The sequence below is a fragment of the Bradyrhizobium sp. Gha genome, assembly GCF_900113735.1.
In the GTDB taxonomy this organism is placed as follows: domain Bacteria; phylum Pseudomonadota; class Alphaproteobacteria; order Rhizobiales; family Xanthobacteraceae; genus Bradyrhizobium.
The window spans coordinates 99,152-125,797 of the sequence record NZ_FOQM01000010.1 but is presented as its reverse complement, the minus strand read 5'-3'; the positions used below and the strand labels follow the sequence as shown (position 1 = coordinate 125,797).

Here is a 26,646-nt window from a genome sequence, read left to right as displayed (position 1 = left end):
ATGCTTGTCAGGGCGCGCCGAAGCGCGCTCCCTGATGGCAATGGATCAGAAGACGACCAGGGAAACGGCTGGGGAACAAGCAAGCACGCCGCAAGCCGCGGTGCGCACCGCGCTTGTCGTGCTGGCGTTGTGCTTCACCCTGGCAGTGCTCGGCCGCGGCCTCAGCGAGAGCTTCACAGTCTTCCTCAAACCGATCTCCGAAAGTTTCGGGTGGGACCGCGGGCAAGTCGTCTCGATCTACTCGCTCGCCTGGCTGATCAGCGGGCTGACCGCGCCGCTGGTCGGGCGGCTGTTCGATCATTCCGGACCGCGCATCGTCTATGCGCTCGGCCTGTTGCTGCTGGGCTCGGCGTTCCTCGTCGCAGGTCATGCGCAAGCCCTCTGGCAATTCCAGCTCTCCATCGGCTTGTGCGTCGGCATCGGCGTTGCCTTCATCGGCAACGTGCCGAACTCGATTCTGCTCGGCCGCTGGTTCGGTCCAAAGCTGCCGACCGCGATGGCGGTGGTCTACTCGGCCATGGGCGGCGGCGTGCTGGCGCTGCTGCCGGCCTCGCAGCTCCTGATCGATCGCCTCGGCTGGCGCGAGACCTATCAGGTCTACGGCTTCGCCGCCCTCGGCCTGCTGGTGCCGCTGCTACTCCTGCCCTGGCGCCTGTTCTCCGCCGGCTCGCCCTATGTCGCCAAGAAGAGCGATCCTGATTTCATCGACAATGGTTGGACGTTGCTGAGCGCGATGCGCCATCACGCCTTCTGGGCGCTGTTCTCGACCTTCTTCTTCACCGCCGTCGGCATGTACGCGATTGCAGCGCAGATCGTGGCCTACCTGATCGATGCCGGCTTCCCGCCGCTGCAGGCTGCGACCGCGTGGGGCTTTTCAGGCGTCGTGCTGGTGTTCGGCATGATCGGTGTCTCCGCGCTCGACGGGCTGATCGGGCGCCGCCCATCGGTGCTCCTGAGTTACGCGATCTCGATCGTCGGCATTTTCCTGCTCTGGCTGCTTCAGCATTATCCGAACGTCATCCTGCTCACCGGCTTCGTCGTCTGCTTCGGCAGCATGATGGGCTCGCGCGGACCGCTGATCACGGCCACCGCGATGAAGATCTTCAGGGGCAAACGCGTCGGCACCATTTACGGCACGATCTCGATCGGCAGTGGCCTCGGCTCGGCGTTCGGCTCCTGGAGCGGCGGCCTGATCCACGACGCGAGCCACGGCTACAATGCTCTGCTCGTGTTCGCACTTGCGAGCGTGGTGCTCGGAATGATTCCATTTCTGATAGTGCCCGCCTTGCGGCGCTAGGTTTCCCATGGGTAACCTGAACTCATTCGTGTCACCGGGGAACTACGGGCGGCCGCGAAGCGTATACGGAGAGAAATTGCTGATTGTGCGCGGCTGAAATCCCAGTATGCGGTGTTTTGTCCGACATGACAAAAATGTCAGCGCAAATTGACCTGGCGCAGCTTGCAGGGCGGAACCGAATGCGGTCCTAGTCGCAATATTGGATGGAGGGCACAAACCCAATGAACTTTCCCTATCTCTCTCGCTATCAACCGGTTCTCTTGAGCCTGTTTCGCTTCATCACCGGTCTCTTGCTGTTCCAGTACGGCATGACCAAGATCTTCCACATTCCGCAGGTGGCCATGTTCGCGAATCCGCCACCGCTGATCTGGACGGCCGGCCTGCTCGAGCTCGTGCTTGGCGCCACGCTCATGATCGGACTGTTCACCCGTCTGTCGGCCTTCGTCCTCTCCGGCGAAATGGCCTTCGCCTATTTCCTCGGTCACGTCTTCCACATCTCCAAGGAAGGCCCGCCGGTTTTCCTGCCGCTGTTGAACAACGGCACCGCCGCGATCCTGTTCTGCTTCGCCTGCCTCTACCTCGCGGCTGCGGGCGGCGGCGCGGTCAGCGTCGATGCGGTTATGGGCAAGGAGAGCGACGCGCCGGGCGGCGCCTTCGCGCGGCGCTGAGGCGCAGGCAATCGACTTCCAGGTCACGAGACGTCGCCGGTCATCGGCCGGCGCCGTTTCAGCGAGAGCCCAGCACGTTCCATATCAGAACGAGAACGGCTGCGAGCAGCACGGACATGATGAGGCGGTGAGCGAATCGGTTCATTGCCGGTCCCGTCAGCCTCCCAAATTCAAAGACCTTTTTCGGGACAAGCGCCGACGGTCCGATCATGGCTCCGCGCTAACGCCGCGCGAGGCTACAACCGTTCGACAATTGCCTTGCCGATCCCGTCGGGCTTTCGCCGGACTGCGACGACGGCAGCTCATCGATCGGCGTGTTCTGCTTGCCGGTGTTGAACTCCATGATCTTCCGGGTCACGCCGGGAAATATCGCCGAGATCGGATTGACGCGCATGACGGGCGCGGCCGGCGTACCGATGACCTCGTAGGTCACGCCGATCAGTCCCTCTTTGTCACCAGCACCCAAGAACAACCCGAGCACCGGAATCTGTCCGAACATGTTGTTCAATCCGTACATCGGCACGAAGGTACCGCTCATGCACACCTGGTTGCCGGGATAATCGATGGAGCCCTCGATGGTGGCGCCGATCATCGGGCCCTTGACCACGCCATCGCGGACCGTGAGCGCACCGTTCTGACGGATGAACTCGGCGCGGAGCGCGCTGAAGGAGATGCCATTCCCGGTGCCGTTCGGCGCGCCCGCAGCCACGCGTTCGAGCTGCGCCTCACCCTTCACCGTGAAGTCGCGTACGCTGATGAGACCTTCCCGCGCCGTGGTCGGCTCCGACGTCGGCGGCTCCATAGCTACCACCATCTGGCCGCCGACGGCCTTGGTATAGATATCGGTGAACTTCAGCAGCGATCCGGCATCGTTGGTCTGAAGATAGATCACCTCGCGGCTGCCTTGCGCGCGCCCGCCGCGCAAGTCCGCAGCGACCGGCGTGTTCTGACCGATCCTGCCGTTCAGCGAGAAAGCCTTGATCGCCCCGCTCCGCTTCGACATCTTGGCATCGATGCTGCGCATGGTCTCGCCGTTAAACCCCATGACGGTGCCGAGCTTCACGTCGATGTCGAAATCGACGTTCTTGAGCTTGCTCTTGCTGTCGTCCTTGGAATTGCCTGAGATCGCCGACTTGAGGAAGCCGCGGCCGTCGAAGACATCGCCGCGCATCGTGCCCCTGATCACGCCGTCCTGGCCGCGCTCCACCTTCAACGAGGTCTTGTCCCCGTCGGACGGCGAATAGGTCGGGAAGTTCGCGTTCATGAGGTCGCCGTTCGGGTCGATTTCGAGCGAGCCCTTGATCGAGGCGCCGCCGCCTTCGATGGCGATGTCCTCGAGCCGCGTCGATTGTGCCGTCGGCACCACCTTGAATGTCGCCTTGCTCGACTTGCCCGGCAGCTTGACCCAGCCGGGAAGGATGTTGTCGAGCTTGACCGAGGTGAGGTCGGCCTCGATGCCGAGCTTCGTCGTCGCGTCGGGACCGCCGGCAATCTTGCCCGAAACCTTGATCGGAATCGACCCGCTGACGGCCGGACTGAGATCGAAGCCAAGGCGCGCACGGCTCGCATCGTCCAGTGTCGCCTGCAGCTTGACGTCCGCGTCGCCATCGGTCGCCTTGCGGTAGTCGAGCGAAGCCGGCTGCCCGTTGATCTTGACGTCGCCCTTGACCTGATAGCCCTGGTTATTGGCGACAATCTTGAGATTGTTGGCCTCGAGCTTCTGGTTCATCACCAACTTTTCGGCGCTGAAACCGTTGAGATCGGCTGTCACGGCGTAGGTGGTGTCCGCCTTGGTTAGTTCGCCCTTGACCGGCAGGCCGAGCTGGATGTTCGCCGTGAACGTGCCCTTGCTGGTGTTGGGATCGACGACGGTCGACGAGAGATCGCTCAGCCGATCGTTGGACAGCATCTCGGCCGCAGCGGGCACCGGGCCATCGACGCGGAATCTCGTCCGCGAGGGCGACGGCTTTGGCGCCATGTCTGGCACCTCGAAGACGAAATCGGAGATCGTAACCTTGCGGCCTGCCGGCGTGTCGGCAATGCCCTGGGCGATATTCACGGTGGCGGTACGTCCGGTCACATGCGCCTTGAGGTCGGCATCGTGCACGACCGGCATGCCGTCGACAGGGCGGACCGCGACACCGCTCGCCGCGATGTTGACCGACAGTCCGTCATCGGGAATGGGCGGTCCCTTGCGCGGAAGATTGCGGGTCGGCGAGTTGACGCCGACCTCGATGCGCTGGAGCGTGCCGCGCTCGATCCGCTCGATCACCCATTGGCGCAACTCCGGCACCACAAGCGTCGGCCACATCCGCTTCAGCGCGGAGGCCGACATCGGCGTCCCCGCAAAGCCGAGCGTCAGGCGCGGCTCGCCTGAATAATCGATCGCGCCGGTGCCGGCGACGCCGATCTCGCCATTGCTGATATCGGCCTGCGTCAGCAGCAGGCGCTTGTGATCGGTATCGAAGCGGAAGCCGATCGCGATGCGGTTGAAGACGAGCGGCGGTTCGTTGTCGATGCCGCCGAGCAGGATCGAGCCGCCGCTGAAGCCGAGCTGCCAATCATTGCTGGTGCCGTTCGGCGGCTCCAGATGCGCCAGCAGCGTCAGGCGATTGGCGCCGGAGAGGATCTTGAACGGTGCGACCAGCACCCGCCGCCCTGCATCCCACTCGACGTTGATCTCGGCGGAGTCGATCGCCATCGGATAATCGGGCGTGTCGGTGTCGATGACGTTGCCCGCGCCGATCATGACCTTGCCGCGGAAGAAGGTCGGCACGCCGTCGCGGCCGAGCTCGCCCTTCATCTCACCGGTCAGGGGCAGGTCGGCCGTATAGGTCAGGTCCTTCAGCCGCAGAGCGAGTAGGATGTTGGAGGTGGAGAGCTTGTCGGCGCGGATATCGATCGAGCGCACGCCATTCTCGGCCGGTCCGACCGTCGCGCGTAACGACCAAGGCTTCGCACCCTCTTCCCCGAGGCTGAGCGTGACGCCGCCATGGCTCGGCCGGCGCAGGCTGAGCGTGATGTTCTCAAACGTCCATTTGCTGCCGCGCTGCTGGTCGTCGACGATCAGATTGCCGTTCTTGAGGCCGATCTCGTTGAGGTTCTGGCCGTCGAGCCCCGTCATGCTCAGGCTGTCGAGCCAGTCGAGGCCCTGAAGAATACCGCTCTGCGCGGCGGGTTGAGGTGCGTCCGGAGTTGCGGGTGCCATCCCGAATGGCGGCGGCGGGACGCCGTTGCGCGGGAATGTGGGCGGCAGGCCCGCTTCCTTCTTGGATGCAACGCCGGTCGCGAGCGGTTTGGCCGTATCGCCGGCGGAGACGGTGACCGTCCCGTCGGGTGCGATCCGAATCGCCAGTTCCGCGTCGACGAGGTTGAGGCTTTCGGCGCGCAGATGACCGGTGAGAAGCCCGATACCGGACAGCCTCACCTCGGCCTTCGGCGCGCTGGCGACGATGGCATGATCATGATCGCGAACGATGATGTCGCGGATGCGCACGGCGACCCTGATCCGCCCGGCCCGCTCGATCTGGGTGCCGCCGACCTCCACCGTGTTGCCGTGACCGATATTGTCCTCGATGGCGGCAGCGAGCCAGGGCGTCGCCATGTCGAGATTGATGGGGCCGGCACCGAGCCGCCACCACAGCGCGCCAAAACAGCCGACGAAGATGACGATCAGGGCGCCGACGACAACGCCAATCCTACGAAACCAGCGTCCGCTCGGCAGGACCCGCCGAAACGCCGAGAAGCCTTCACCGACGCGGAAGCGCGAACTGGAACGCGACAGCAGGCGGCGCGCACGATGCCCCGCTTCCTCTTCCTGCTCTTGATCCCAGTCGGCCTCGTCCCATTCCGGCTGCTCGTGATTGCCACCGTGCCGATTCGAGTCCCGATTGTGATCCTGCGGCGACGTATTCCTTGCCATTGCCTCTCGATACAGGCGTCCGTCATGGGACTGAGTGCCGCCGGGACCGCAGCCGTCGGCGGGAATTGAAGCTCCCCGCCCCGGCATTGCCGCCATACTTCCGATGTTCCTGCTGTTCGTCATTTCGCCCCGGGAGCGCGTTCAACCAGCAGTGGGGTGGTGCGTGGATTTTCTTGTAACCATACTCCGTCGCCGCCAAAATTGCCCAGCCGAGGGCGCGAATCCGGCACACCGGACGAGAGCTGCAATACCGCTTTGGTTGACCCGCCGAAAGCGACGAAAGGAAGGCGTATGTCCAAGAAATCCCGAAAGAAATCGTCCAAAACGCCCTCCGGCAGTCCGACCGCTAAAAAGAAGCCCCTGAAAACACGGGCATCGACTGAAACACACAGCGCGAAAACACAGGCGGCATCCGCCGGCAAATCAAACAAGCCAGGCGCAAAGGCAACATCACATAAGGCCGCATCGAAACGGTTAAAATCTTCTGAAAAGGCCTCCAACCCGGCCGCCCCGGTCCCGGCCGTTTCAGCAAAGCCGCTCGTTGCGGGCCTGAAGGCGCCGGCCTTCCGCCTGCCTCGTGACGGCGGCAATGTCGTCACCTCGGCGGACTTCTCGGGCCAGAAGCTCGTCCTGTTCTTCTACCCCCGCGCCGACACCCCCGGCTGCACCCGCGAGGCCATCGACTTCACCCGGCTCAAGAGCGACTTCACGTCTGCCGGCACCGCCGTGCTGGGTGTTTCGGCCGATCCGTTGAAGGCCCAGGAGAAGTTCCGCGACAAGCACGGCCTTGGAGTCCCCCTGATCTCGGACGAGAGGCACGAGATGCTGGAGGCGTACGGTGCCTGGGGCGAAAAATCGATGTATGGCAAGACCTTCCTCGGGATTCTTCGCACCACGGTCCTAATCGGGGCCGACGGCAAGATCGCCAAGGTCTGGCGCAACGTCCGGGTCGACGGCCACGCTGACGAGGTGCTGGAAGCGGCAAGAAGTCTTTAACCAGCCCGTTAAAATCGAGCGTTCCCGTTTCCGGAAAATTAACCATGACCGGCCCAGATTGCTGCGGCAATTTGGCCGCAAGGAACCGTTCCGACCGGCGCGGGAGTGCCGATGTCGAAAAGTTCTGCCCAATACTCGCAGTACCCCCAGCATCACCCGCACGACCACGGACGCTCGTTTACGCGCCGCTCCGCGCCTGCAGCTGCTGCAATTCCCCTGCCCGCTGCCGATGACGCCTACACCATCGTGCATCACGGCAAGCAGGTCCGGCTCGGGCCGGTGGTGTTCTGGATCGTGGTCGGCACCGTGGTTCTGCTCGGCCTGTGGTCGGCGGCGACCGCCACCTATTTCGCCTTCCGCGACGACGTCCTGACCCGGCTGATCGCCCGTCAGGCCGAGATGCAATATGCCTATGAGGATCGCATCGCCGAGCTGCGCGCCAAGGTCGACCGGACCACCAGCCGCCAGCTGCTCGACCAGGAACAGTTCGACCAGAAGCTCGACCAGATCATGAAGCGCCAGACGGCGCTGGAGTCCCGGGCCACGGCGCTGGGCGCCATGCCGGACGTGACCGGATCGATTCCCCGCGCGGCGCCGCAGCGCAGCGACGCGAACCAGACGACGCAAGGCACGCCAAAGCCCTCGCCGATCAGCGATACCGTGATCTTCGTCGCGCCGCCCGACCGCGAAGCCCGGCTCGAATCGCGGGCGCCGAGCGCGATGGCCCCGCCCGTCAATCAATTCGCCAAGAACCAGGGTTTTGACAACGTCCTGGTCCGGCTCACCAACTCGCTCGATCAGGTCGAGCGCCGCCAGGTCGCCGCGCTCAATGCCGTTGAGGAAGGCATGGATTCACGGATGCGCCGGATGCGTGGCGTCGTCAGCGATCTCGGTTTGAACCTCGCCAGTCTCGAAGCCGCCGTGCCGCGCGCCCCGATGGGCGGTCCGTTCGTGCCGGTGAAGCTCACCGCGAATGCCGGCCCCTTCGAGAAGCAGCTCTATCGCATCAACGTCACCCGCGCCGAGATGGACCGGCTCAACCGCACTCTGGCGCAGGTGCCTTATCGCAAGCCCGTCGTGGGTGAGGTCGAATTCACCTCCGGCTTCGGCGTGCGCAGCGATCCCTTCCTCGGCCGCCCCGCGATGCATACCGGTCTCGACTTCCGCGCCGCGACCGGCGATCCCGCACGCGTGACGGCCAACGGCAAAGTGGTCTCGGCCGGCTGGTCCGGCGGTTATGGCCGCATGGTCGAGGTCGATCACGGCAACGGATTGTCGACCCGCTACGGCCATCTCTCCGAGATCAACGTCAAGGTCGGCGAAATCGTGAAGATCGGCCAGGTCATCGGCCTCGTCGGCTCGACCGGCCGCTCGACCGGCCCGCATCTGCACTATGAGACCCGCATCGACGGCGAAGCGGTCGACCCGCAGAAATTCTTGCGCGCCGGCGTGCGGCTCAGCGCAGGCTAAATCCCAAACTAAGACGCCTGCAGTTCCGACTACTGACCGCGCTCGTGGCCGACCTCGCCGGTGATGACGTCGCCGAACAGCTCCCAGGCCTGCCCGTTGAAGCGCATCAGCTGCATCTGCTCGATCGGGAAATAATCGTCCGGCGAAGTATTGACCATGATGCCGGGCAACATCAGATCGGTGTGGAAATTCTTGAGGTTCGCGGCCTGCTTCATCACGTTGTCGCGCGTGAGATTGTCGCCGCACTGCTTCAGGACCTGCGCCATCGCCTCAGCCTCGACGTAGCCATAGAGATTGTTGGCGTTGGCCTTGTCGCCCTCAGGGTAATACTTGTCCATGAAGGCGCGCCAGGCGATCACCGCCGGATCCTTGTCCCAGGTCGGATCGGTCGGGTCCTTCAGATACGCGGTCGAGATGATGCCTTTGGAATAGTCCAGCCCGGCTGGCTTGAGCACCGAGGCGATCGACGTCGCGGTGTTGGCCAAAAAGAACGTCGGTTTCCAGCCGAGCTCGCCCACTTTACGGATCGCTTGTGCCGACCCCTTCGGCGCGGCCCACGAGAAGAAGATGTCGGCGCCGGAATCGTGCAGGGCGACGATCTGCGAGTCGATCGAGGGATCAGCGACCTCATAGGATTTGTCCGCGATGATCATATCGGCCTTGTCGCCGAGCCCGTCCTTCAGGCCCTTGAACTGGTCCTTGCCGGCATCGTCGTTCTGCCAGAACACTGCGATCTTGCCGTTGGGGAAATTGTCTCTGATGTATTTTGCGTAGATTCGCCCCTCGCTCTGGTAGTTCGGCTGGAAGCCCATGGTCCACGGAAAGTTCTTGGGGTCGCCGAACTTGGTGCCGCCGGAGGCGACGAACAGCTGCGGCACCTTCTTGGCGTTCATGTATTTCATGATCGCGGAATTCGAGGGCGTGCCGAGCGCCTGGAAGATCAACAACACTTCGTCGCTCTCGACCAGCTTGCGCGCCTGCTCGATCGCCTTCGGCGGCGAATAGGCGTCGTCATAGCTGATGAAGTCGATCTTGCGGCCGTTGATGCCGCCCTGATCGTTGATCATCTTGAAGAACGCCGCCTCGGTCTTGCCGATCACGCCATAGGACGACGCCGGTCCGCTGTAGGGCATGATGTTGCCGATCTTGATTTCGCTGTCGCTGGCGCCGGGATCGTATTTTTTCTGCGCCAAAGCCGGTGCCGTGACCAGCGCTCCGGCAGCAAGCATGGCGAGGGCAGCGAGGCTTTTGCGACGACCCGGCATTGGTCTCTCCCCGATTTTGTAATGTTGTTTTGTGGAGAGTGTCGCAAGGCGATCGGCGACTGGCAAGCGGCAGGATTTTCCGCGGAATGAAACACGAGAGCCGGAACTTACCCGACGGGCTGCAGCACTCTCAGCGCCCGTCCGTCGATCACGACCAACGCGCTGCCGATGACCTGCGCAATTCCAGTTAAGACGGCTTCTTCGGCCTCGACACCAGTTCGATCATCCTGCCCTCGTCGTCATCGGGCATGGCGGCCTTCGCCTGCGCGTAAGCCTCGACAGCAGCGCGCGCAACCCGCGGCTTGTCGGCCAGCAGGCTCTCCGCGAGTTTTACCGCATAGGCGGCGTCCTTGTGCCGCAGCGCGGCCGTGAACGTTGCGCCGCTGAAGTCGCGGGCGACCATGCGCCGGGAGTGCCGCTGCACCTGCGGGCTCGCGGCCACGCCCGCCTGGACCGAGTCGAGCACCAGCTTCATGTCGAGCCCGGCCTGCTCGGCGATGGCGAGGCCTTCGGCCAGGCCCGCGATCTGGATCGCGCCCAGGAGATTGTTGATGAGCTTGTAGACCGTGCCGGAGCCGACCGCGCCGAAATGGCGGATGGTCGAGCCGATCGGTTCGAGGAACGGGCGCGCGCGTTCGAGATCAGCGGCATCCGCGCCAACCAGCAGCGTCAGCTTTCCGCTCGCGGCCGCATCCGGCAATCCCGTCACGGGGCAATCGATGTAGATCAAGCCACGCGCATTGAGCTCGCGGCTCATCTCGCGCGCATGGTCATAGGAGACCGTGGAGCATTCGATGGCGATGGTGCCTGATTTGGCCGTCTTCGCCGCGCCATCAGGGCCGAGCCAGATCGCGCGCGAAGCCTCGTCGTCCGCAACCATGGTCACGACCGCGTCGGCATCGATCGCGGCGTCCTCAGGCGAGGTCGCCCACGTCGCGCCACGTGCGATCAGGTCTTCTGCTTTTGACTTGCTGCGATTCCACAGCGTCACCGTAAAGCCCGCATCGAGATAGCGGCCCGCCATGCCATGACCCATCCGCCCCAATCCGATGAAGGCGATCCGGGGCATGGTCAGTCCACATCCTCGATATCGGCGCCGGTGGTGCCGAAGGCGCGTTGCGCGAGCGTCGCGGCCATGAAGTCGTCGAGCTCGCCGTTGAGCACGCCTGACGTGTCGGAGGTCTGCACGCCCGTGCGCAAATCCTTCACCATCTGATAGGGCTGCAGCACGTAGGAGCGGATCTGGTGGCCCCAGCCGATATCGGTCTTGGCGGCCTGGTCGGCGGCCGCCTTCTCCTCGCGCTTCTTCAGCTCCATCTCGTAAAGGCGCGCGCGCAGCATGTCCCAGGCCTGCGCCCGGTTCTTGTGCTGGGAGCGTCCGGCCTGACAGACCACCGCAACGCCGGTCGGGATATGCGTCAGGCGCACTGCGGATTCGGTCTTGTTGACGTGCTGACCGCCCGCGCCGCCCGACCGCATGGTGTCGGTGCGGACGTCGGATTCCTTGATGTCGATCTTGATGCTGTCGTCGATGACCGGAAACACCTGCACGCTCGAGAACGAGGTGTGCCGCCGCGCGTTGGAATCGAACGGCGAGATGCGCACGAGGCGATGCACGCCCGCTTCGGTCTTCAGCCAGCCATAGGCATTGTGGCCGGAGACCTGGATGGTCGCGGATTTGATGCCCGCCTCTTCGCCCTCGGATTCTTCGAGGAATTCGACCTTGAAGCCGTGGGTCTCGGCCCAGCGCGTGTACATGCGCAAGAGCATCTGCGCCCAGTCCTGGCTCTCGGTTCCACCGGCGCCGGCATGGACTTCGAGATAGGAATCGAAGCGATCGGCTTCGCCCGACAGCAGCGCCTCAAGCTCGCGGCGCGCCACTTCCTTCTTGAGGTTCTTGAGCGCGGCTTCCGCTTCAGCCACGACGCCGGCATCGCCCTCGGCCTCGCCGAGCTCGATCATGCCGATATCGTCTTCGAGCTCCTGCTCGACCTTGCCGATGCCCGAGAGCGAGTCCTCGAGCGAGGTGCGCTCCTGCATCAGCTTCTGGGCTTTCTGGGGATCGTTCCAGAGATTGGGATCTTCTGCGAGCTTGTTCAGCTCAGCGAGGCGCGCCGTCGATTTCTCGACGTCAAAGATGCCTCCTCAGCAGCCCGACTGACTGCTTGATCTCTTCTACCAACCGCTCGATTTCGGCGCGCATTTCGTTCTCAGGTCTCGCGGAAGCCCGCGTGCAATTCAGATGGGGGATGTAGCGGCGGCGCCTGCAAAGCGCAACCGCCGGAACTTAAAGCCGATGCTGTTATCCCAGTGCCCTAGTACAGCCCGCCGGTAGCCGGCCGCATAAAGAAGCCGGAGTCCGGCGCCTGCTGTGGCGCTGGCACACCACCGCGTCCGTCGGCGTCGGCGACGCCGATGACAGAGTAGTTGTCTGGCGGCGCTGTGCCCGGCTTGAAAGCTTCCAGGATGGTTCCACCGGTTTCGCCGGGGCCGGCGCGCATGCCGGTCTTGGCCACGACGCGAACCAACTTGATGCCGGCCGGCACCTTGAAGGGAACGGCGGGCTTGTCGGCGAGCGCCAGCTTGAAGAAATCGCGCGCAATCGGGGCAGAGAGATGGCCGCCGGTCGCGGCATTGCCTCTGCCCAGGGAGCGCGGCTTGTCGTAGCCCATGTAAATCGCGACGGCGATGTCAGGCGAGAACCCGACGAACCAGGCGTCCTTGGCCTCGTTGGTCGTACCGGTCTTGCCGGCGATCGGCTTGCCGACCTCTCTCACGACAGTTGCGGTACCGGCCTGGACCACGCCTTCCAGCAGCTCGGTGATCTGATAGGCGGTCATGGAATCCAGCACCTGCTCACGGCGGTCGATGAGCTGCGGCTCGGGTTGGTTCTTCCAGCCACCGGGCGCGTCGCAGCCGCGACATTCGCGCTGGTCGTGCTTGAAGATGGTGTGTCCGTAGCGGTCCTGGATCCGGTCGATCAAAGTCGGCTTCACCCGGCGCCCGCCATTGGCGAGCATCGAATAGGCCGTGACCATGCGCATCGCCGTCGTCTCACCGGCGCCGAGCGCATAGGAGAGATAGTTCGGTAATTCGTCGTAAACACCGAAGCGGCGGGCATATTCGCCGATCAGGGGCATGCCGATGTCTTGCGCTAGGCGCACCGTCACCGTGTTGCGCGACAACCTCAGCGCATTGCGCAAGGTCATCGGCCCCATATACTTGCCGGCATCGAAGTTTTCCGGACGCCATACTCCAGCGCCCTGGCCCTGGTCGATTTCGATCGGCGCGTCGAGCACGACGGTCGACGGCGTGTAGCCGTTGTCGAGCGCGGCCGAATAGACGATCGGCTTGAATGACGAACCCGGCTGCCGGTAGGCCTGCGTGGCGCGGTTGAACTGGCTCTGGTCGAACGAGAAGCCGCCGACCATCGCGAGCACACGGCCGGTCCAGGGGTCCATCACCACCATCGCGCCCGAGACTTCGGGGATCTGGCGCAGACGGTATTGACCTTCGACCGGTTGCCCCTCCTTGGTAAAGAGCGGATCGGCATAGATCACGTCGCCGGGCTGCAGCACCTGCGCGACCGAGCTGGGCGTCTTGCCCCTGGCGTTGCCCTGCGCCGCCTTCGCCCAGCGCACGCCATCAAGCGCGATGAGGCCGGTCTCGCGCTGCTTGCTGACGGCGCCGCCGAGCTCGCGATTCGGCTGGAAGCCAATGCGCGCCGACTGATCGCTGGTCTCCAGCACCACCGCCATGCGCCACGGCGAAATATCGGACAGCGATTTGATCTCGGCGAGCTTCACGCCCCAGTCGCCCGAAATATCGAGCTTGCTGATGGCGCCGCGATAGCCCTGCTGCTCGTCATAATTCACGAGGCCGGCAACCATGGTCTTGCGTGCCATGACCTGGATCTTCGGATCGAGCGTGGTGCGGACCGAGAGGCCTCCCTCGTACAGCTTCTTCTCGCCGTAGCGCTCGAAGATGTCGCGGCGGACTTCCTCGGCGAAATATTCGCCGGCGAAGGTGTGGGCGCCGTTGCTACGGTTGGTAACGACCAGCGGCTCCTTGCGCGCCTTGTCGGCGTCGGCCTGCTTGATCCAGCCGTTCTCCTGAAGACGATCGATCACGTAGTTGCGGCGCTCGACGGCGCGGTCGCGGTTGCGTACCGGATGCAGCGTCGCCGGCATCTTCGGCAGCGCCGCCAGATAAGCCGCTTCCGCCACGGTGAGCTCGTTCACCGATTTGTCGAAATAGACCAGCGAGGCGGCGGCGATGCCGTAAGCGCCGAGGCCGAGGTAGATTTCGTTCAGATACAGCTCGAGGATCTTGTCCTTCGAATAGGTCTTCTCGATGCGCATCGCGAGCAAGGCTTCCTTGATCTTGCGCGAGAACGAGACCTCGTTGGTCAGAAGGAAGTTCTTGGCGACCTGCTGGGTGATCGTGGAGGCACCTTGCGGGCGGCGGTTAGAACCGAAGTTCTGCAAGTAAAGCACGCCTGCACGCGCCATGCCGGTGTAGTCGATCCCCCCATGCTCGTAGAAATTCTTGTCTTCGGCCGCGAGGAACGCGTTGATCACGAGCTTCGGCACGGCCTGGATCGGCAGGTAGAGCCGTCGCTCCTTGGCGTATTCGCCGAGCAACGACCCGTCGACCGCGTGCACGCGGGTCATCACCGGCGGCTCGTAATCCTGAAGCTGAGAGTAGTCGGGCAAGTCCTTGGAGAAATGCCAGATCAGGCCTGCCACGGCACCAACACCGACAAGGAACAGCACCGTTCCCGCAGCGAACAGGAAGCCCATGAACCGCACAAGCAAGCGCATTATGTGTTTATCCGTTCAATCCCAGGATCAGCCCAAAGCGCCCCAAACGGGCGCCGTCCTTACGTCGCGAATTCACCGGCCTACTCAATACCATCAATGCCGGACCGAATGACGCTTGCCGAACGGGATCCTCGCCGATTCCGGAACCCCCTGCGCCGTTTTTTATAAGGCGTCCGCTGTGGCCAAACTAGGGCTTAACGGCGGAACCGACATGCCCGTCCTTAATTACTGGCCCCCGCCGTCGCTATCCTTTTGGCCAGGAACGTGTCGATCGCCTGCGCCATCGAGCCGACGGCCTTGGAGCGCCAGCCCTCTGACACGAGGTGCTCGAGGTCGCCCTTGTTGGAGACGTAGCCGATCTCGACCAGCACCGAGGGCACATCCGGAGCCTTCAGCACCCTAAAGCCGGCGGACTTCAGGGGATGCTTGTGCATCCGCACCGTCGTCTTCATTTCGCTCATCAGCAGATGGGCAAAACGGTTTGAAAAGGTGCGGGTTTCCCGTTGCGTGAGGTCGATCAGGATATCGGCAACGTCGGTCGGCTCTTCCGCAAGGTTGAAGCCCGCGATCGCATCGGCACGGTTCTCGGCATCGGCGAGGCGCTGGGCCTCGGCGTCGGATGCCTTGTCCGACAGCGTATAGATCGTGGCTCCCTGCGCGTCACCCTCGGCCTTCGGCAGCGCGTCGGCATGAATCGAGACGAACAGCGCGGCATTCAAATTGCGGGCGACCTTGGACCGGTCGTTGAGCGGGATGAATGTATCGTCCTCCCGCGTCATGACCACGCGGTATTTACCCGCTTTTTCCAAGCGGTCGCGCAGCGCCAGGCCGAACGCCAACACCAGATTCTTCTCGCTCTCGCCGCTCGACTGGGTGCCGTTGTCGATGCCGCCATGGCCGGGGTCGATCACGACGACCGGGCGGCCGTCGGAAGGCGCTCCCGGCTTCTGCTGCGCCGGATCCCCCGTGGCAGGAGCCGTTGCCGGCGGCGTGGCTGACATCGTCGGCCGCAGCTCGGGGCGATTCTCCGCGGCGGGTGTCTGCACGAAGGCCGCGCGATCGACCTCCTCCAGCTCCAGCACCAACCGGGCCGGCTGGCCATTGGCCGCATCGAGCACGTAGGAATTGGTGATCTTGGCGGGCCCCGTCAGGTCGAACACGATTCGCGAGCCGCCGGGCATCACGAGCCCATAGCGAAAGGCCTTGACGAGTCCTCGGCCGGCGCCCGTACCGGGAGCCAACTGAAAATTGACCTGGGGAACGTCGACCACGACGCGGTAGGGATCGGCGAGCGTCGTGGCGCGGAAGCTGATGGTCTGGTCGAGGTCGAGAATGAAGCGTGTTTGCTTCCCGTCGCCGGCCAGGCGCGCCGCTGTCGCGACAGGAAAATTCGCAGCCGCGACGGGGGCTTGCGCAGGGCTCTCCGCCGCGCTCAGTCCCGAGTAATGGGCGTACGGCAATGCTGCAGCGCAAAGAAGCGCAAATCCCAGCAAAACCCGTTGATTTGTGCGGCTCGCCACCGAATCCGTGCCTCCGAGCAGCCTCTTTAACGCAATAGAACCACAGGGTTAATCGATCCTTAATGACGGAAGCGCGAAACTCCCCGACTGTGACCGGCGTGCGACGCTCCCTTGCATGGATGGCCTATTCCTCGTATGTACGGAATGCTGACGGCCAATAATTTCCGGTTGTGTCGCATTCAGCCTCCCGGTGCAGCGCCGGAGCTCCCAAAGCTCGGGAATTCCAGCGTTTTCTGTTCTCCTCTAAGACCAGCGCGGTGCGCGGCAGCGAGGTGGAACGGGTCAAGCCCCGGCGGCGGACGGTTTCCGGTTACCACAGTGTTTCCGGGACGGTTTTGACAGCGACGCGACCGGTTACCCGGTCCCTTAATCCCGAGGGGGCGGTTCTTGATCCAGGGCGAGCGCGCACGCGCCATGCCTGGCCAGCAGCAACTGATTAAGGGGCGGCCCCTCCGCCCAATGTTTCATACGGGCCGACGCTTGATGCGCCAGACTGTGCCGACGAATTCTGAAGGACCATTCGCGACGCTGCGGAATAAAAATCCCGCGCGCCGCTGCGGTCCTCCGGCTTCCGATTCGGCAAGGCGCGAGAGACGGCGTTTCTGCCTTCCCCTCACCCCCGAATCAGGTGGACCGTCGCGTCACCCGGCAGCGCTCTTCGCGCCCACGGTCGATCGCGCCCGCCGCCGCCAAGAGTTAAGACATGCCCAACAAGATGTTGATCGATGCCACCCACCCGGAAGAGACCCGGGTCGTCGTGGTCCGCGGCAATCGCGTCGAAGAGTTTGACTTCGAGACCGCGCAACGCAAGCAACTGCGCGGGAATATCTACCTCGCCAAGGTCACAAGGGTCGAACCCTCGCTCCAAGCCGCCTTCGTCGAATACGGCGGCAATCGCCACGGCTTCCTCGCCTTCAGCGAAATCCATCCCGATTACTACCAGATCCCGGTTGCCGACCGTCAGGCGCTGATCGAGGCCGAGGAACAGGCCCATCGCGAGGCCGAGGAAGAGAGCGAGCACCGCTCCCAGGGCCGCCGCCGCTCGCGTCACCGCAATGCCCGCCGACGCGGTCATGGCGAGCGCGTCCGCAGCGACATCGTCGAGGGTCTTGACGCCGGCGCCGATCCGGTCGCCCAGCCCACGGAGGGCCAGGCCCAGCCGGAGCACGCCGCCGGCGTTCCACAGGAGGGCGAGCACCTGCACGCCGATGCAGAGCATCACGGTGAGCACGAGGGTCACGACCACGATCATCCCGACCATGATCACAGCGATCACGGGCATGACGATCATGAGCACGATGATCACGAGCATGATGAGCATCATCATGTCCATGATGACGGGTACCATCACGCGCATCATCATGACGACCATGGTCATGACCACGACAACGATCACCACGACCATCATGCGGACGAGACGCCCGCGCCTGTCGCGGCTGCAGGCGCCGAGCCTGTGGTTGCGGCTGAGACCGTCACGGAACCTCAGGAACCCTCCGCTTTCGAAGCGCATCCCGAGGCGTTTGCCGAGGCCGTGACATCGGTCAGCGAACCGGCCGATGCCGTTTACGCTGCCGGCGAGATCACTGACGCGCCCCACGGCGAGGCTGCGGACGCAGCCGGGGAAGACGACGAGGACGAAGACGACGGCGAGGAAGCTGAAGAGGAAGTCGTCGAATCCGTCGGCGGCGACGACGTGCTCGAGGAAGTGCCGGAGCGCACGTTCCGTCCGCGCCGCCAGTACAAGATCCAGGAGGTCATCAAGCGGCGCCAGGTGATGCTGGTGCAGGTCGTCAAGGAAGAGCGCGGCAACAAGGGTGCTGCGCTGACGACCTATCTGTCGCTTGCCGGCCGCTATGCCGTGTTGATGCCGAACACCGCCCGCGGCGGCGGCATCAGCCGCAAGATCACCTCGGCCCAGGATCGATCGCGCCTGAAGGAAGTCGTGCAGGACCTCGACGTGCCCGAGGGCATGGGCATCATCCTGCGCACCGCAGGTGCGGCCCGCACCAAGCCCGAGATCAAGCGCGACTTCGAATACCTGATCCGGATGTGGGAAACGGTGCGCGACCTGACGCTGAAGTCGCAGGCCCCGACGCTGGTCTACGAGGAAGGCTCGTTGATCAAGCGCTCTCTGCGCGACCTTTACAACAAGGAGATCGACGAAATTCAGGTCGCCGGTGATTCCGGCTACCGCGAAGCGCGCGACTTCATGAAGATGCTGATGCCCGCCAATGTCAGTGCGGTGAAGCAGTATCGGGACGGCCAGCCGCTGTTCTCACGCATGGGCGTCGAGAGCCAGCTCGATGCGATGTTCTCGCCGACCGTGCAGCTCCGCTCCGGCGGCTATATCGTCATCAACCAGACCGAGGCGCTGGTCTCGATCGACGTCAACTCCGGACGATCGACGCGCGAGCACCATATCGAGGACACCGCGCTCAAGACCAATGTCGAAGCGGCCGAAGAGGTCGCCCGCCAGCTGCGCCTGCGCGACCTCGCCGGCCTGATCGTCATCGACTTCATCGACATGGACGAGAAGCGCAACAACCGTGCGGTCGAGCGCAAATTGTCCGATTGCCTGAGGCAGGATCGCGCGCGCATCCAGGTCGGCCGCATTTCGCATTTCGGCCTGCTGGAAATGTCGCGCCAGCGCATCCGCGCCAGCGTGCTGGAGAGCTCGACCGATCCCTGCCCGCATTGCGGCGGCACCGGCCATGTCCGCTCGGTGTCCTCGGTGGCGTTGCAATTGCTGCGCGGCCTGGAAGAGATCCTGATGAAGGGCGCGACCCACAATCTCGTGGTCCGCACCCGCACCGACGTCGCGCTCTATGTGCTGAACCACAAGCGCGGCCATCTGCGCGACCTCGAAAACGGCTTCAAGGTCACGCTGTCTGTCATCGCCGACCCCAGCGTCAGCGGACCGCAGGCCTATGTGATCGACCGTGGCGAGCAAGTGCACACGCTCGAAGCCGCTAAGGCGCTGCTCGCGGCCCAGGTTGCCGCAAGCCCGCCGCCGTTGGCCGAAGAGGCCTATGACGATGAGGACGGCTTTGACCTGGAGACCGAATCCGAGGTCGAGACCGATGAGACGGAAGGTCTCGCCGAGGAGCAGGCCGCAGGCGATGCGTCGCCCGAGCAGGATGGCCATCGCCGCAAGCGTCGCCGCCGTCGGCGCGGTCGCGGCGGCCAGCGCGACGGCGAGGCGCGCGAAGATGGCGCTCCCGCGTCGCCTGAAGCGGCCGTAGCGGCCGGTGAAGGCGAAGAGGAAGCCGACACCGAGCAGGACGGCGAGGAAGGCGAGGAACAGGCCGCCCGTGGCGAACAGCAGGGCAGCGGCGATCGCCGTCGCCGGCGTGGTCGCAGGGGTGGACGGCGTCGTCGTGGTGGCGCCGAGGATGGTCTCGCCGGCTCCATCGGCGACGAGCTCGGCGGCAATCCGCCGCCGGAAGCAGCCGATGCGGTGGCAGATTTCGACGGTGCCGGCAGCGAGACCGCTCCGTTGATCGTGCAGTCGGAGCACATCGCCCCGGTTGAAACGTCTCAGCCCGAGTCCCAGTCCGATCAGGTACCGGTTGAAACGCCGGTCCGGTCAGCACCACCGGCCGCGATCGCCGAAGAAGAGCCCGCCGTCGACGACAAGACCACGCGGCGCCGCTCCACCGTTCGTGAGAAGGTGAGCTTCCTGTCGAGCAGCCCGAGCGAACCGGCAACGCCGACTGCGACGGCGCCGGAGCCGGTTGCGCCGCCCGCACCTGAGCCGACGCCGGAAGCGGCAGCCGAACCCCCGGCGGCCCCGCGGCGCGCCGGCTGGTGGTCGCGCCGCTTTGGCGGCGGCGAATAGAGCAACTTGCCAAATAAAAAACGCCCGGCCAAAGCCGGGCGTTTTTCGTTTCATGCCTCACCGGAGCGTTACGGCGGCAGCTCGTCCTCACCGGGCGGCGCCACGTCGCGCGATGCGATCTGGCGAAGCTGGTCGTAGAGATCGGGTGCCTCGCTGGTGCAGAGACAGACGCCCTTGGCGGAAGCTGCCTCGCCGGCATTGAGGTAGGCATGGCCCATGGTGCTGTCGAGATAGATGCCGTCCCCCTCGCCCAGGATCTCCGGCGCGTAGAACTCGGTGTGCACAGCGACGCGCCCGCTCGTCACCAGAAAATACTCTTCGCCGGCATGACGCAGCAGCGGACCGAATTCGTCCAGCGAACGCGCGCGGACCTCCGCCACGATCGGCACCATGCGTTTGCCGATCAGATCGGTGCATTGATAAGTGTAGGTGTAGAACTTCGTATTGATCAGCTGCCCTTGCCCGGCCCGGCTGATGCTCCGCCGCGCGGTGACCGGCCGGCCCTGCGCCGCGACCGCCGGATTGAACAGCTCCGCGATCTCCATCTTCAGGCCGGAGGTGAGCTGGAGCAGCTTGTCATAGGTCAGCGACATCAGGCCGTTCTCGACCTTGGACAGGGTCGACAGCGCCATGCCGGTCCGCTCCGCGACCTGCTTGAGCGTCAGGCCACGCGCCTGGCGCGCCGCCTTGAGGCACTGGCCGAGCTGGGAATTGGCACCTTCGGGCGTCGTAATCTCGCTCATGCAGCAATGCTAGCACGCGGCTTGGAAAAAATGTTCGCTGATCCACCTAATCTTTTTGGCGCAAATGCCCCTGGATACCTCTTCTAGGTTAGCCTCTCGGGCATCGATCCGGGATTTCTGCATGAATAAAGCGCGGCTTTGACGAATATTGGTGCGCCCAACGCGCTTTCCGATATGCTAAACTGTTTTCATAATTTGAAAGGGGTCTGGCATTGTCCCAGCTTTGCGACACCGATGCCGTTGAGCTGCGCCGCCGGCTGTCCGCCCGGACAATCTCGCCCGTCGAGCTGCTCGACTCCTGCCTGTCCCGCATCGCCACCACCAACGCGGCCGTCAACGCGGTCGTGACGCTCGACGAACCCGGCGCGCGCGCCGCCGCAAAGGCAGCCGAGGCCGCGATCCTGCGCGGCGAGGATCGTGGCGCGCTGCAGGGGCTCCCGATCCTTATCAAGGACACACAGGACACCGCCGGGATGCGCTCGACCTACGGCAGCCCCCTGTTGCGCGACAACGTCCCGGCCGCCGACCAGGGCTCGGTCTCGCGGCTGCGTGCCGCGGGCGCCATCATCTTCGGCAAGACCAACACGCCGGAATGGGCGGCGGGCGGCAACACCCGTAATCCCGTCTTCGGCGCGACCGGCAATCCCTTCGATCCCATGCGTTCGGCGGCCGGTTCCTCCGGCGGATCGGCGGTCGCGCTCGCCTGTGGCATGGCTCCGCTTGCCTCGGGCTCCGACACCGGCGGATCCCTGCGCAATCCCGCGGGCTATGCCGGCATCGTCGGCATGCGTCCTTCCTACGGCCTCGTGGCGAGCGAGAAGCGGGCCTTCGGCTGGTCCAATCTGTCGACCGATGGACCGATGGCACGCAACGTCGCTGACGCCGCGCTGATGCTATCGGTGATGGCGAGCGACGATGCCCGCGATCCGCTCGCCTACACACTTCCCGGCGAGCCCTTGCGCGGACGCGCCGAACGCTGGGCCGCGCCACGTCCCGCAGAGCTCGGCAAGCTCCGCCTCGCTGTCACCGAAGACTTCGGCTTCGCGCCGACCGAGCAGGCCATCCGCCGTGTGTTTCGCGCGCGCGTGAGCAAGCTCGCACCGCTGTTTGCCGAATGTCGCGAGGCGACGCCCGATTGCACCGGGGCGGACGATGCCTTCGCCGTGCTGCGCGCCGGCCAGTTCCTGGCGATGCACGGCAAGAATTACCAAGAGCGGCCCGAGACGCTCGGCCCCAATGTCCGCGCCAACGTCAGGGAAGGCCTGAGTTACACGCTCGAAGATCACGCGCGCGCCGCGACCACGCAGACGCGGATCTATCGCGCCTATCAGAGCTTCTTCCAAAACCACGACGTGCTGATCAGCCCGACCATCACGCTCAGCCCGCGGCCATGGTCGGAGCTCTATCCCGCCGAGATCGACGGGACGCCGACGAAATCCTACTTCCACTGGCTCGCGCTCGCCTACGCCGTGACGCTCCCCGGCCACCCCGCGATCAGCATCCCGCTCGGCCGTGACGAGGCCGGCCTGCCTTTCGGCCTTCAGATCGTCGGCCCCCGCGGCGGCGATGGGATCGTGCTCTCGGTCGCCGCGAGCATCGAGGCAGCGTTCACAAACGATCCACAGATGTGTCGGCCTGTTCCCGACCTCGCACGGCTCGCCGCCGCGCCGCCCCTGTCCTCGACGCCGGGCTTCCTCACCTGGGAATAGATCAAACAAGTAGCCATCCCCGCCGGGGCGCCGGCATCGCGGAGATCAGCATGGCCGAATTGTCGAACCGCAAGACTGGCATCGTCGCCTTCGTCCTGCTCTATCTCGCCTACTGCATCTCCTACATCGACCGCGCCGCGATCTCGCTGGCGCTGGCGCAGATCGGCAAGGACTTCAATCTCCAGGCCGCCGACCTCGGCATCGTCATCAGCGCGTTCTTCCTGGGCTACGCCGCGATGCAGGTGCCGGGCGGATGGCTCTCCGACCGCTTCGGCTCGAAATACGTCGTCATCGCCACCATCGTGATGTGGTCGCTGTTCACGTCGTTCACGAGCCTCGCCTGGTCGCTGACCTCGCTGATCGCGATCCGCTTCATCTTCGGCATCGCCGAGGGCGGTTTTCCCCCGGCAAGCATTCGCGCCATAGCGGAGCTGTTCAGGAAGGACAGCCGGCCGAAAATGTCGGCCCTGCTGCTGTCGTCGAACTATGCCGGCAGTATGGTCGCGCCGCTGATCATGGCGCCGCTGATCCTCTGGCTGGGCTGGCGTCATGCCTTCAATACGATCGGCATAGCCGGTGTCCTGTTTGCGGTGATTTACTTCGTCTCCGTGCCGCATCTCGCACGGATCGGCGTCGGACCCGTGACGGCAAAGCCGCGGGCGCCGATGCGCGAGCTGATGAAGAATCCGCTGCTTTGGCAGTTGATGGTGGTGTGGTTCGGGCTCAGCTGCGTCAACAAGGGCCTGGATTCCTGGATGCCGCTCTATCTGCTCCAGCAGCGCGGGCTCGACCTCAAGACCGTCGGCGTGGTGGCACCGATCCCGTTCGTGATGGCGACATTCGCAACCGCAATCGGCGGCTGGGTGATGACCACCTTCTTTGCCGAGCGCGAAAAATATCTGCTGATCGGCAGCTCCGCGTTAACGGGCATCTTCCTCTACGCCATGTACAAGGCGGAGACGATCACGATGCTGATCATCTACCAGTCTGTGGTTTACTTCTTCAAATCCTTCGTGCTGGCTTCGGTGGTTGCGCTTCCGACCAAACTGCTCCGAGACGACCAGATCGGATCGGGCGTCGGCATGGTCAATCTCGGCGGCCAGAGTGCGGGCTTTGTCGCCCCCGCCATCATGGGGTTCATCGTGACTGGGACCGGATCATTCGACGCGGCCTTCGGCTTCCTGGTGGCGATGACGGCGATGTCGGTCGTGGTCGCCGCGACCATCAACACGGCGCAGCCCAAATTGGCGCCGAAGCCGGCCTGACAGGAGTTCTGCCGATGCAAAGCGCAATCATTCTCGGCGGCGGCATGGTCGGCGTCGGCGCCGCCTTGCATCTGAAGCAGCGCGGCTGGACGGTCACGCTGGTCGACCGCAGGGAGCCCGGCCGCGAGACCAGCTACGGCAATGCCGGGATGATCCAGGCCGAAGCAATGCGGCCCTATGCCATGCCGCGCGATCTCACGTCACTCCTTGATATCGCGACCGGGCGCACCAACGACGTCCGCTACAGCTTTTCCTCTCTGCATCGCCACATCGAGCCCCTGCTCCGCTACTGGTGGCACTCGGCACCGAAGCGGCACCGCGAAGCGATCGCGGCGTGGGCTCGGCTGATCGCCACTGCGACACCAGAGCACGACGTCCTCATCCGCGAAGCCCATGCCGACAATCTGATCCGGCGTGCCGGGTATCGCGTGCTGCATCGTGACGCCACCTCCTTCGACCAGGCGATCAAGGCGGCGGAGGAAGACCGCCGCGAGTTCGGCGTGAATTTTCGCGTGCTCTCGGGCAGCGAACTGACAAAAGCGGAGCCGATTTTGCGCGACGATCTTCCCGGCGCGATCCACTGGCTCGACACCTGGACCGTGTCCGATCCCGGCGCCCTCGTCACCGCCTACGCCGATCTGTTCGAACGATCAGGCGGCACCATCGTGCTCGGCGATGCGCAGTCGCTGCAGCAGACGGCAACCGGATGGTCCGTCGACACCGACAGTGGCCGCATCGATGCAGCCAACGCCGTCGTGACACTCGGGCCGTGGTCGCCGGATCTCTTGCACAAGTTCGGCTACCGGATTCCGCTGGTGCGCAAGCGCGGCTACCACATGCACTACGGCGGCGGCGCCTCGCTCGATCTGCCGCTGGTCGACAAGGGCCAGGGCTACGCCATGGGACCGATGGCCAAGGGCATCCGCATCACCACGGGCGCAGAGTTGACGGGACCGGATGCACTGGCAACGCCGGTGCAGCTTGCCAGCGCCGAAGCCTCCGCGCGCGAGCTGATCGATCTCGGCAAGCGCGCCGAACCGGAGCCATGGTTCGGCACCCGCCCCTGCACGCCGGACATGCTGCCCGTGCTCGGCCGCGCCTCGCGTCACCCCGGTCTCTGGATGAACTTTGGCCACGGCCACCAGGGCTTCACGCTCGGACCCGCCACCGGACGCCTGCTCGCGGAGATGATGAACGGCGAGACGCCGTCCATCGACCCGACGCCGTACCGGCCGGAGCGGTTCTAGCTCTCCGCTTTCGCGGCAAGCACAGCGAGCGCGGCCGTCAGACGCACCAGCGGATCATGCGTCAGTCGCCTTGCCTGGCCAGAAGGGCCTTGATGCGCTCGGCATCCTCCGGCGTCGCCGGGTTGTAGACGACCATGCCGAGATCCGGCCGCCCGTCGACCGCGAAGGCCGAATATTCGAATGCGACCCGGCCGAGCACGGGATGGCGCAGATGCTTGACGCCTTCGCCATGGGAGCGGACATCGTTGTCGCGCCACAGCCCGGCGAATTCGGGGCTGAGGCGGCACATCTCGTCGACGAACTCGGCGACATGCGAGACCGCGCCGGCCCGCGCCGCATCGGCCCGGAAGGCAGCGACCACGAAGCGGGCCACACTCTCCCAATCATATTGCGCTGCGCGCACGCGCGGCTCGGAAAAGATGAGGCGCAGAATATTGCGCTGCTCGGGAGCGAGCTTTGAATAATCTGTCAGCACGATCGTGGCCGCGCGATTCCAGGCGACGACGTCCCAGATCGCAGTCCTGATGATGGCCGGGCTGGTCTCCAGCGCGTCCAGCACGCGCTGAAGCCGCGGCGAAACGCCCTCCGGCGCCTGGTAACGCACCTCGGGCGGACGACCGAGCCCGATCAGGAACAGATGCTCGCGCTCGACGTCGGTCAACAAGAGTGCGCCTGCGATGCGGTCGAGAACGTCGGCGGACGGCGCGCCGCCCCGGCCCTGCTCCAGCCAGGTGTACCAGGTCGGACTGATATTGGCCCGCTGCGCCACCTCCTCGCGCCGCAGCCCCGGCGTACGCCGGCGGCTGCCGCCAAAGCCGAATGCGGCCGCGTCCAGCCTGGTACGGCGGTCCTTCAAATAGGTCCCGAGCAGGTTCTCCGCGGCCTCGCTCATCCCGTTAGTTATCATACCCTGATAATGTCACTACTTTACCCGGATAACTCTAGTGCAGATGCTGTCCTCCACCAACCACTTTGCAATTTTTTGGAGAACTGCTCATGCGTGTCTTCGTCACTGGCGCAACCGGATTCGTCGGCTCTGCCGTCGTTGCCGACCTGATCGCCGCCGGCCACCGTGTCACTGGCCTTGCCCGCTCGGACGCCGGCGCGGCTTCGCTCGCCGCAATGGGCGCCGAGGTCCATCGCGGCTCCCTGGAAGACCACGCGTCCTTGCGCAGCGGCGCGGCCGCCTCCGACGGCGTGCTGCACCTCGGCTTCAACCACGACTTCTCGAAGTTCCTGGACAATTGCGAGCTCGACCGCCGCGCCATTCTCGCGCTTGGCGAGGAGCTCAGGGGCTCCGACCGCCCCCTCGTCGTCACGTCTGGTGTCGCCCTGCTGGCGCCGGGCCGCCTTGCGACGGAGGACGACGAGTCGGCGCACCGCTTTCCGCGTGTGTCGGAATCCACCGCGCTGTCTCTCGAAGGTGTCCGCGCCGCTGTAGTCCGTCTGCCGCCGACCACCCATGGCGAAGGCGACCACGGCTTCGTCCCGATCCTGATCAACCTCGCGCGCCAGAAAGGCGTGGCGGCCTATATCGGCGACGGGATGAACCGCTGGCCCGCCGCGCACCGCTTCGATGCTGCACGGGTCTATCGGCTCGCGCTCGAGCAAGGCGCGACCGCACCGCGTTATCACGCGATTGCCGAGGAAGGCGTGCCGTTCAAGACGATTGCGGAGGTGATCGGCAAGCGGCTCGGCCTGCCCGTCGTCTCCACACCGGCAGAGCAAGCCGCCGACCATTTCGGCTGGTTCGCGCAATTTGCCGGCGTCGATGTGCCGACATCAAGCGCCAGGACGCGCGCGGCTCTCGGCTGGGAGCCAAAGGAAAAAGGGCTGATCGAGGATCTCGATCAGCCCTACTACTTCCAGGCCTGACGCGCACT

General features: G+C 64.6%; 16 protein-coding genes and 1 pseudogene. 9 read left to right on the top strand and 8 right to left on the bottom strand.

Features of this window, described 5'->3' with window-relative positions; all coding sequences use genetic code 11:
• Positions 1 to 40 precede the first annotated feature (40 nt).
• Entirely contained in the window at positions 41 to 1,297 is a 1,257-nt protein-coding gene (locus tag BM222_RS15480; RefSeq protein ID WP_092229093.1) for an MFS transporter, read from the top strand.
• A 221-nt stretch (positions 1,298 to 1,518) separates the two neighbouring features.
• Complete coding sequence (locus tag BM222_RS15475) at positions 1,519 to 1,965, top strand: DoxX family protein (RefSeq protein ID WP_092229092.1); 447 nt, start codon at positions 1,519 to 1,521, stop codon at positions 1,963 to 1,965.
• A 220-nt stretch (positions 1,966 to 2,185) separates the two neighbouring features.
• On the opposite strand, the gene BM222_RS15470 is transcribed toward BM222_RS15475, so the two are convergent.
• Positions 2,186 to 5,974, bottom strand: coding sequence for a YhdP family protein (locus BM222_RS15470; protein WP_177243244.1), 3,789 nt, complete (start codon positions 5,972 to 5,974; stop codon positions 2,186 to 2,188).
• A gap of 204 nt (positions 5,975 to 6,178) precedes the next feature.
• Here BM222_RS15470 and BM222_RS15465 point away from each other — a divergent pair, with 204 nt between their 5' ends.
• Together BM222_RS15465 and BM222_RS15460 are read left to right on the top strand one after the other, a co-directional pair.
• On the top strand, positions 6,179 to 6,883 hold the full coding sequence (locus tag BM222_RS15465; protein ID WP_092229090.1) for a peroxiredoxin family protein: 705 nt from the start codon (positions 6,179 to 6,181) through the stop codon (positions 6,881 to 6,883).
• A gap of 111 nt (positions 6,884 to 6,994) precedes the next feature.
• Positions 6,995 to 8,353, top strand: coding sequence for a M23 family metallopeptidase (locus tag BM222_RS15460; RefSeq protein ID WP_177243239.1), 1,359 nt, complete (start codon positions 6,995 to 6,997; stop codon positions 8,351 to 8,353).
• 29 nt (positions 8,354 to 8,382) lie between these two features.
• On the opposite strand, the gene BM222_RS15455 is transcribed toward BM222_RS15460, so the two are convergent.
• The 5 genes and pseudogenes from BM222_RS15455 to BM222_RS15435 form a co-directional block, all read right to left on the bottom strand.
• Positions 8,383 to 9,618, bottom strand: a complete 1,236-nt coding sequence (locus BM222_RS15455) for an ABC transporter substrate-binding protein (protein WP_092229088.1) — start codon at positions 9,616 to 9,618, stop codon at positions 8,383 to 8,385.
• Positions 9,619 to 9,805: 187 nt separating this feature from the next.
• Positions 9,806 to 10,711, bottom strand: a pseudogene (locus BM222_RS15450) (NAD(P)-dependent oxidoreductase); the annotation flags it as partial.
• A protein-coding gene (gene prfB, locus BM222_RS15445) for a peptide chain release factor 2 (protein ID WP_143105969.1) occupies positions 10,690 to 11,821 on the bottom strand; the annotation gives its coding sequence in 2 pieces (ribosomal slippage) (positions 10,690 to 11,751 and positions 11,753 to 11,821; 1,131 coding nt in all). The gene prfB and the pseudogene BM222_RS15450, both read right to left, overlap by 22 nt.
• Positions 11,822 to 11,933: 112 nt before the next feature.
• Positions 11,934 to 14,441, bottom strand: coding sequence for a penicillin-binding protein 1A (locus tag BM222_RS15440; protein WP_092229085.1), 2,508 nt, complete (start codon positions 14,439 to 14,441; stop codon positions 11,934 to 11,936).
• A gap of 221 nt (positions 14,442 to 14,662) precedes the next feature.
• On the bottom strand, positions 14,663 to 15,961 hold the full coding sequence (locus BM222_RS15435; RefSeq protein WP_092229084.1) for an N-acetylmuramoyl-L-alanine amidase: 1,299 nt from the start codon (positions 15,959 to 15,961) through the stop codon (positions 14,663 to 14,665).
• A gap of 703 nt (positions 15,962 to 16,664) precedes the next feature.
• On the opposite strand from BM222_RS15435, the gene BM222_RS15430 reads away from it, so the two are divergent.
• Positions 16,665 to 19,799 (top strand): Rne/Rng family ribonuclease, encoded by a 3,135-nt coding sequence (locus BM222_RS15430; protein ID WP_092229083.1) that lies wholly within the window; start codon positions 16,665 to 16,667, stop codon positions 19,797 to 19,799.
• Positions 19,800 to 19,867: 68 nt separating this feature from the next.
• On the opposite strand, the gene BM222_RS15425 is transcribed toward BM222_RS15430, so the two are convergent.
• A complete protein-coding gene (locus tag BM222_RS15425; RefSeq protein WP_092229082.1) occupies positions 19,868 to 20,542 on the bottom strand; it encodes a helix-turn-helix domain-containing protein in 675 nt (224 codons plus the stop codon).
• A 212-nt stretch (positions 20,543 to 20,754) separates the two neighbouring features.
• Here BM222_RS15425 and BM222_RS15420 point away from each other — a divergent pair, with 212 nt between their 5' ends.
• The 3 genes from BM222_RS15420 to BM222_RS15410 are packed head-to-tail and all read left to right on the top strand — an operon-like array spanning position 20,755 to position 24,763.
• Entirely contained in the window at positions 20,755 to 22,251 is a 1,497-nt protein-coding gene (locus BM222_RS15420) for an amidase (RefSeq protein WP_092229081.1), read from the top strand.
• Between the two features lie 50 nt (positions 22,252 to 22,301).
• Positions 22,302 to 23,516, top strand: coding sequence for an MFS transporter (locus BM222_RS15415; RefSeq protein ID WP_092229080.1), 1,215 nt, complete (start codon positions 22,302 to 22,304; stop codon positions 23,514 to 23,516).
• 14 nt (positions 23,517 to 23,530) lie between these two features.
• Positions 23,531 to 24,763 (top strand): NAD(P)/FAD-dependent oxidoreductase, encoded by a 1,233-nt coding sequence (locus tag BM222_RS15410; protein WP_092229079.1) that lies wholly within the window; start codon positions 23,531 to 23,533, stop codon positions 24,761 to 24,763.
• Positions 24,764 to 24,824: 61 nt separating this feature from the next.
• Here BM222_RS15410 and BM222_RS15405 read toward each other — a convergent pair whose 3' ends face one another.
• Positions 24,825 to 25,655 carry a helix-turn-helix transcriptional regulator gene (locus BM222_RS15405; RefSeq protein WP_092229078.1) on the bottom strand — a complete coding sequence of 277 codons (831 nt, stop codon included), beginning with the start codon at positions 25,653 to 25,655 and terminating at the stop codon, positions 24,825 to 24,827.
• Positions 25,656 to 25,759: 104 nt separating this feature from the next.
• On the opposite strand from BM222_RS15405, the gene BM222_RS15400 reads away from it, so the two are divergent.
• Entirely contained in the window at positions 25,760 to 26,638 is an 879-nt protein-coding gene (locus tag BM222_RS15400) for an SDR family oxidoreductase (protein ID WP_092229077.1), read from the top strand.
• Positions 26,639 to 26,646: the final 8 nt, after the last annotated feature.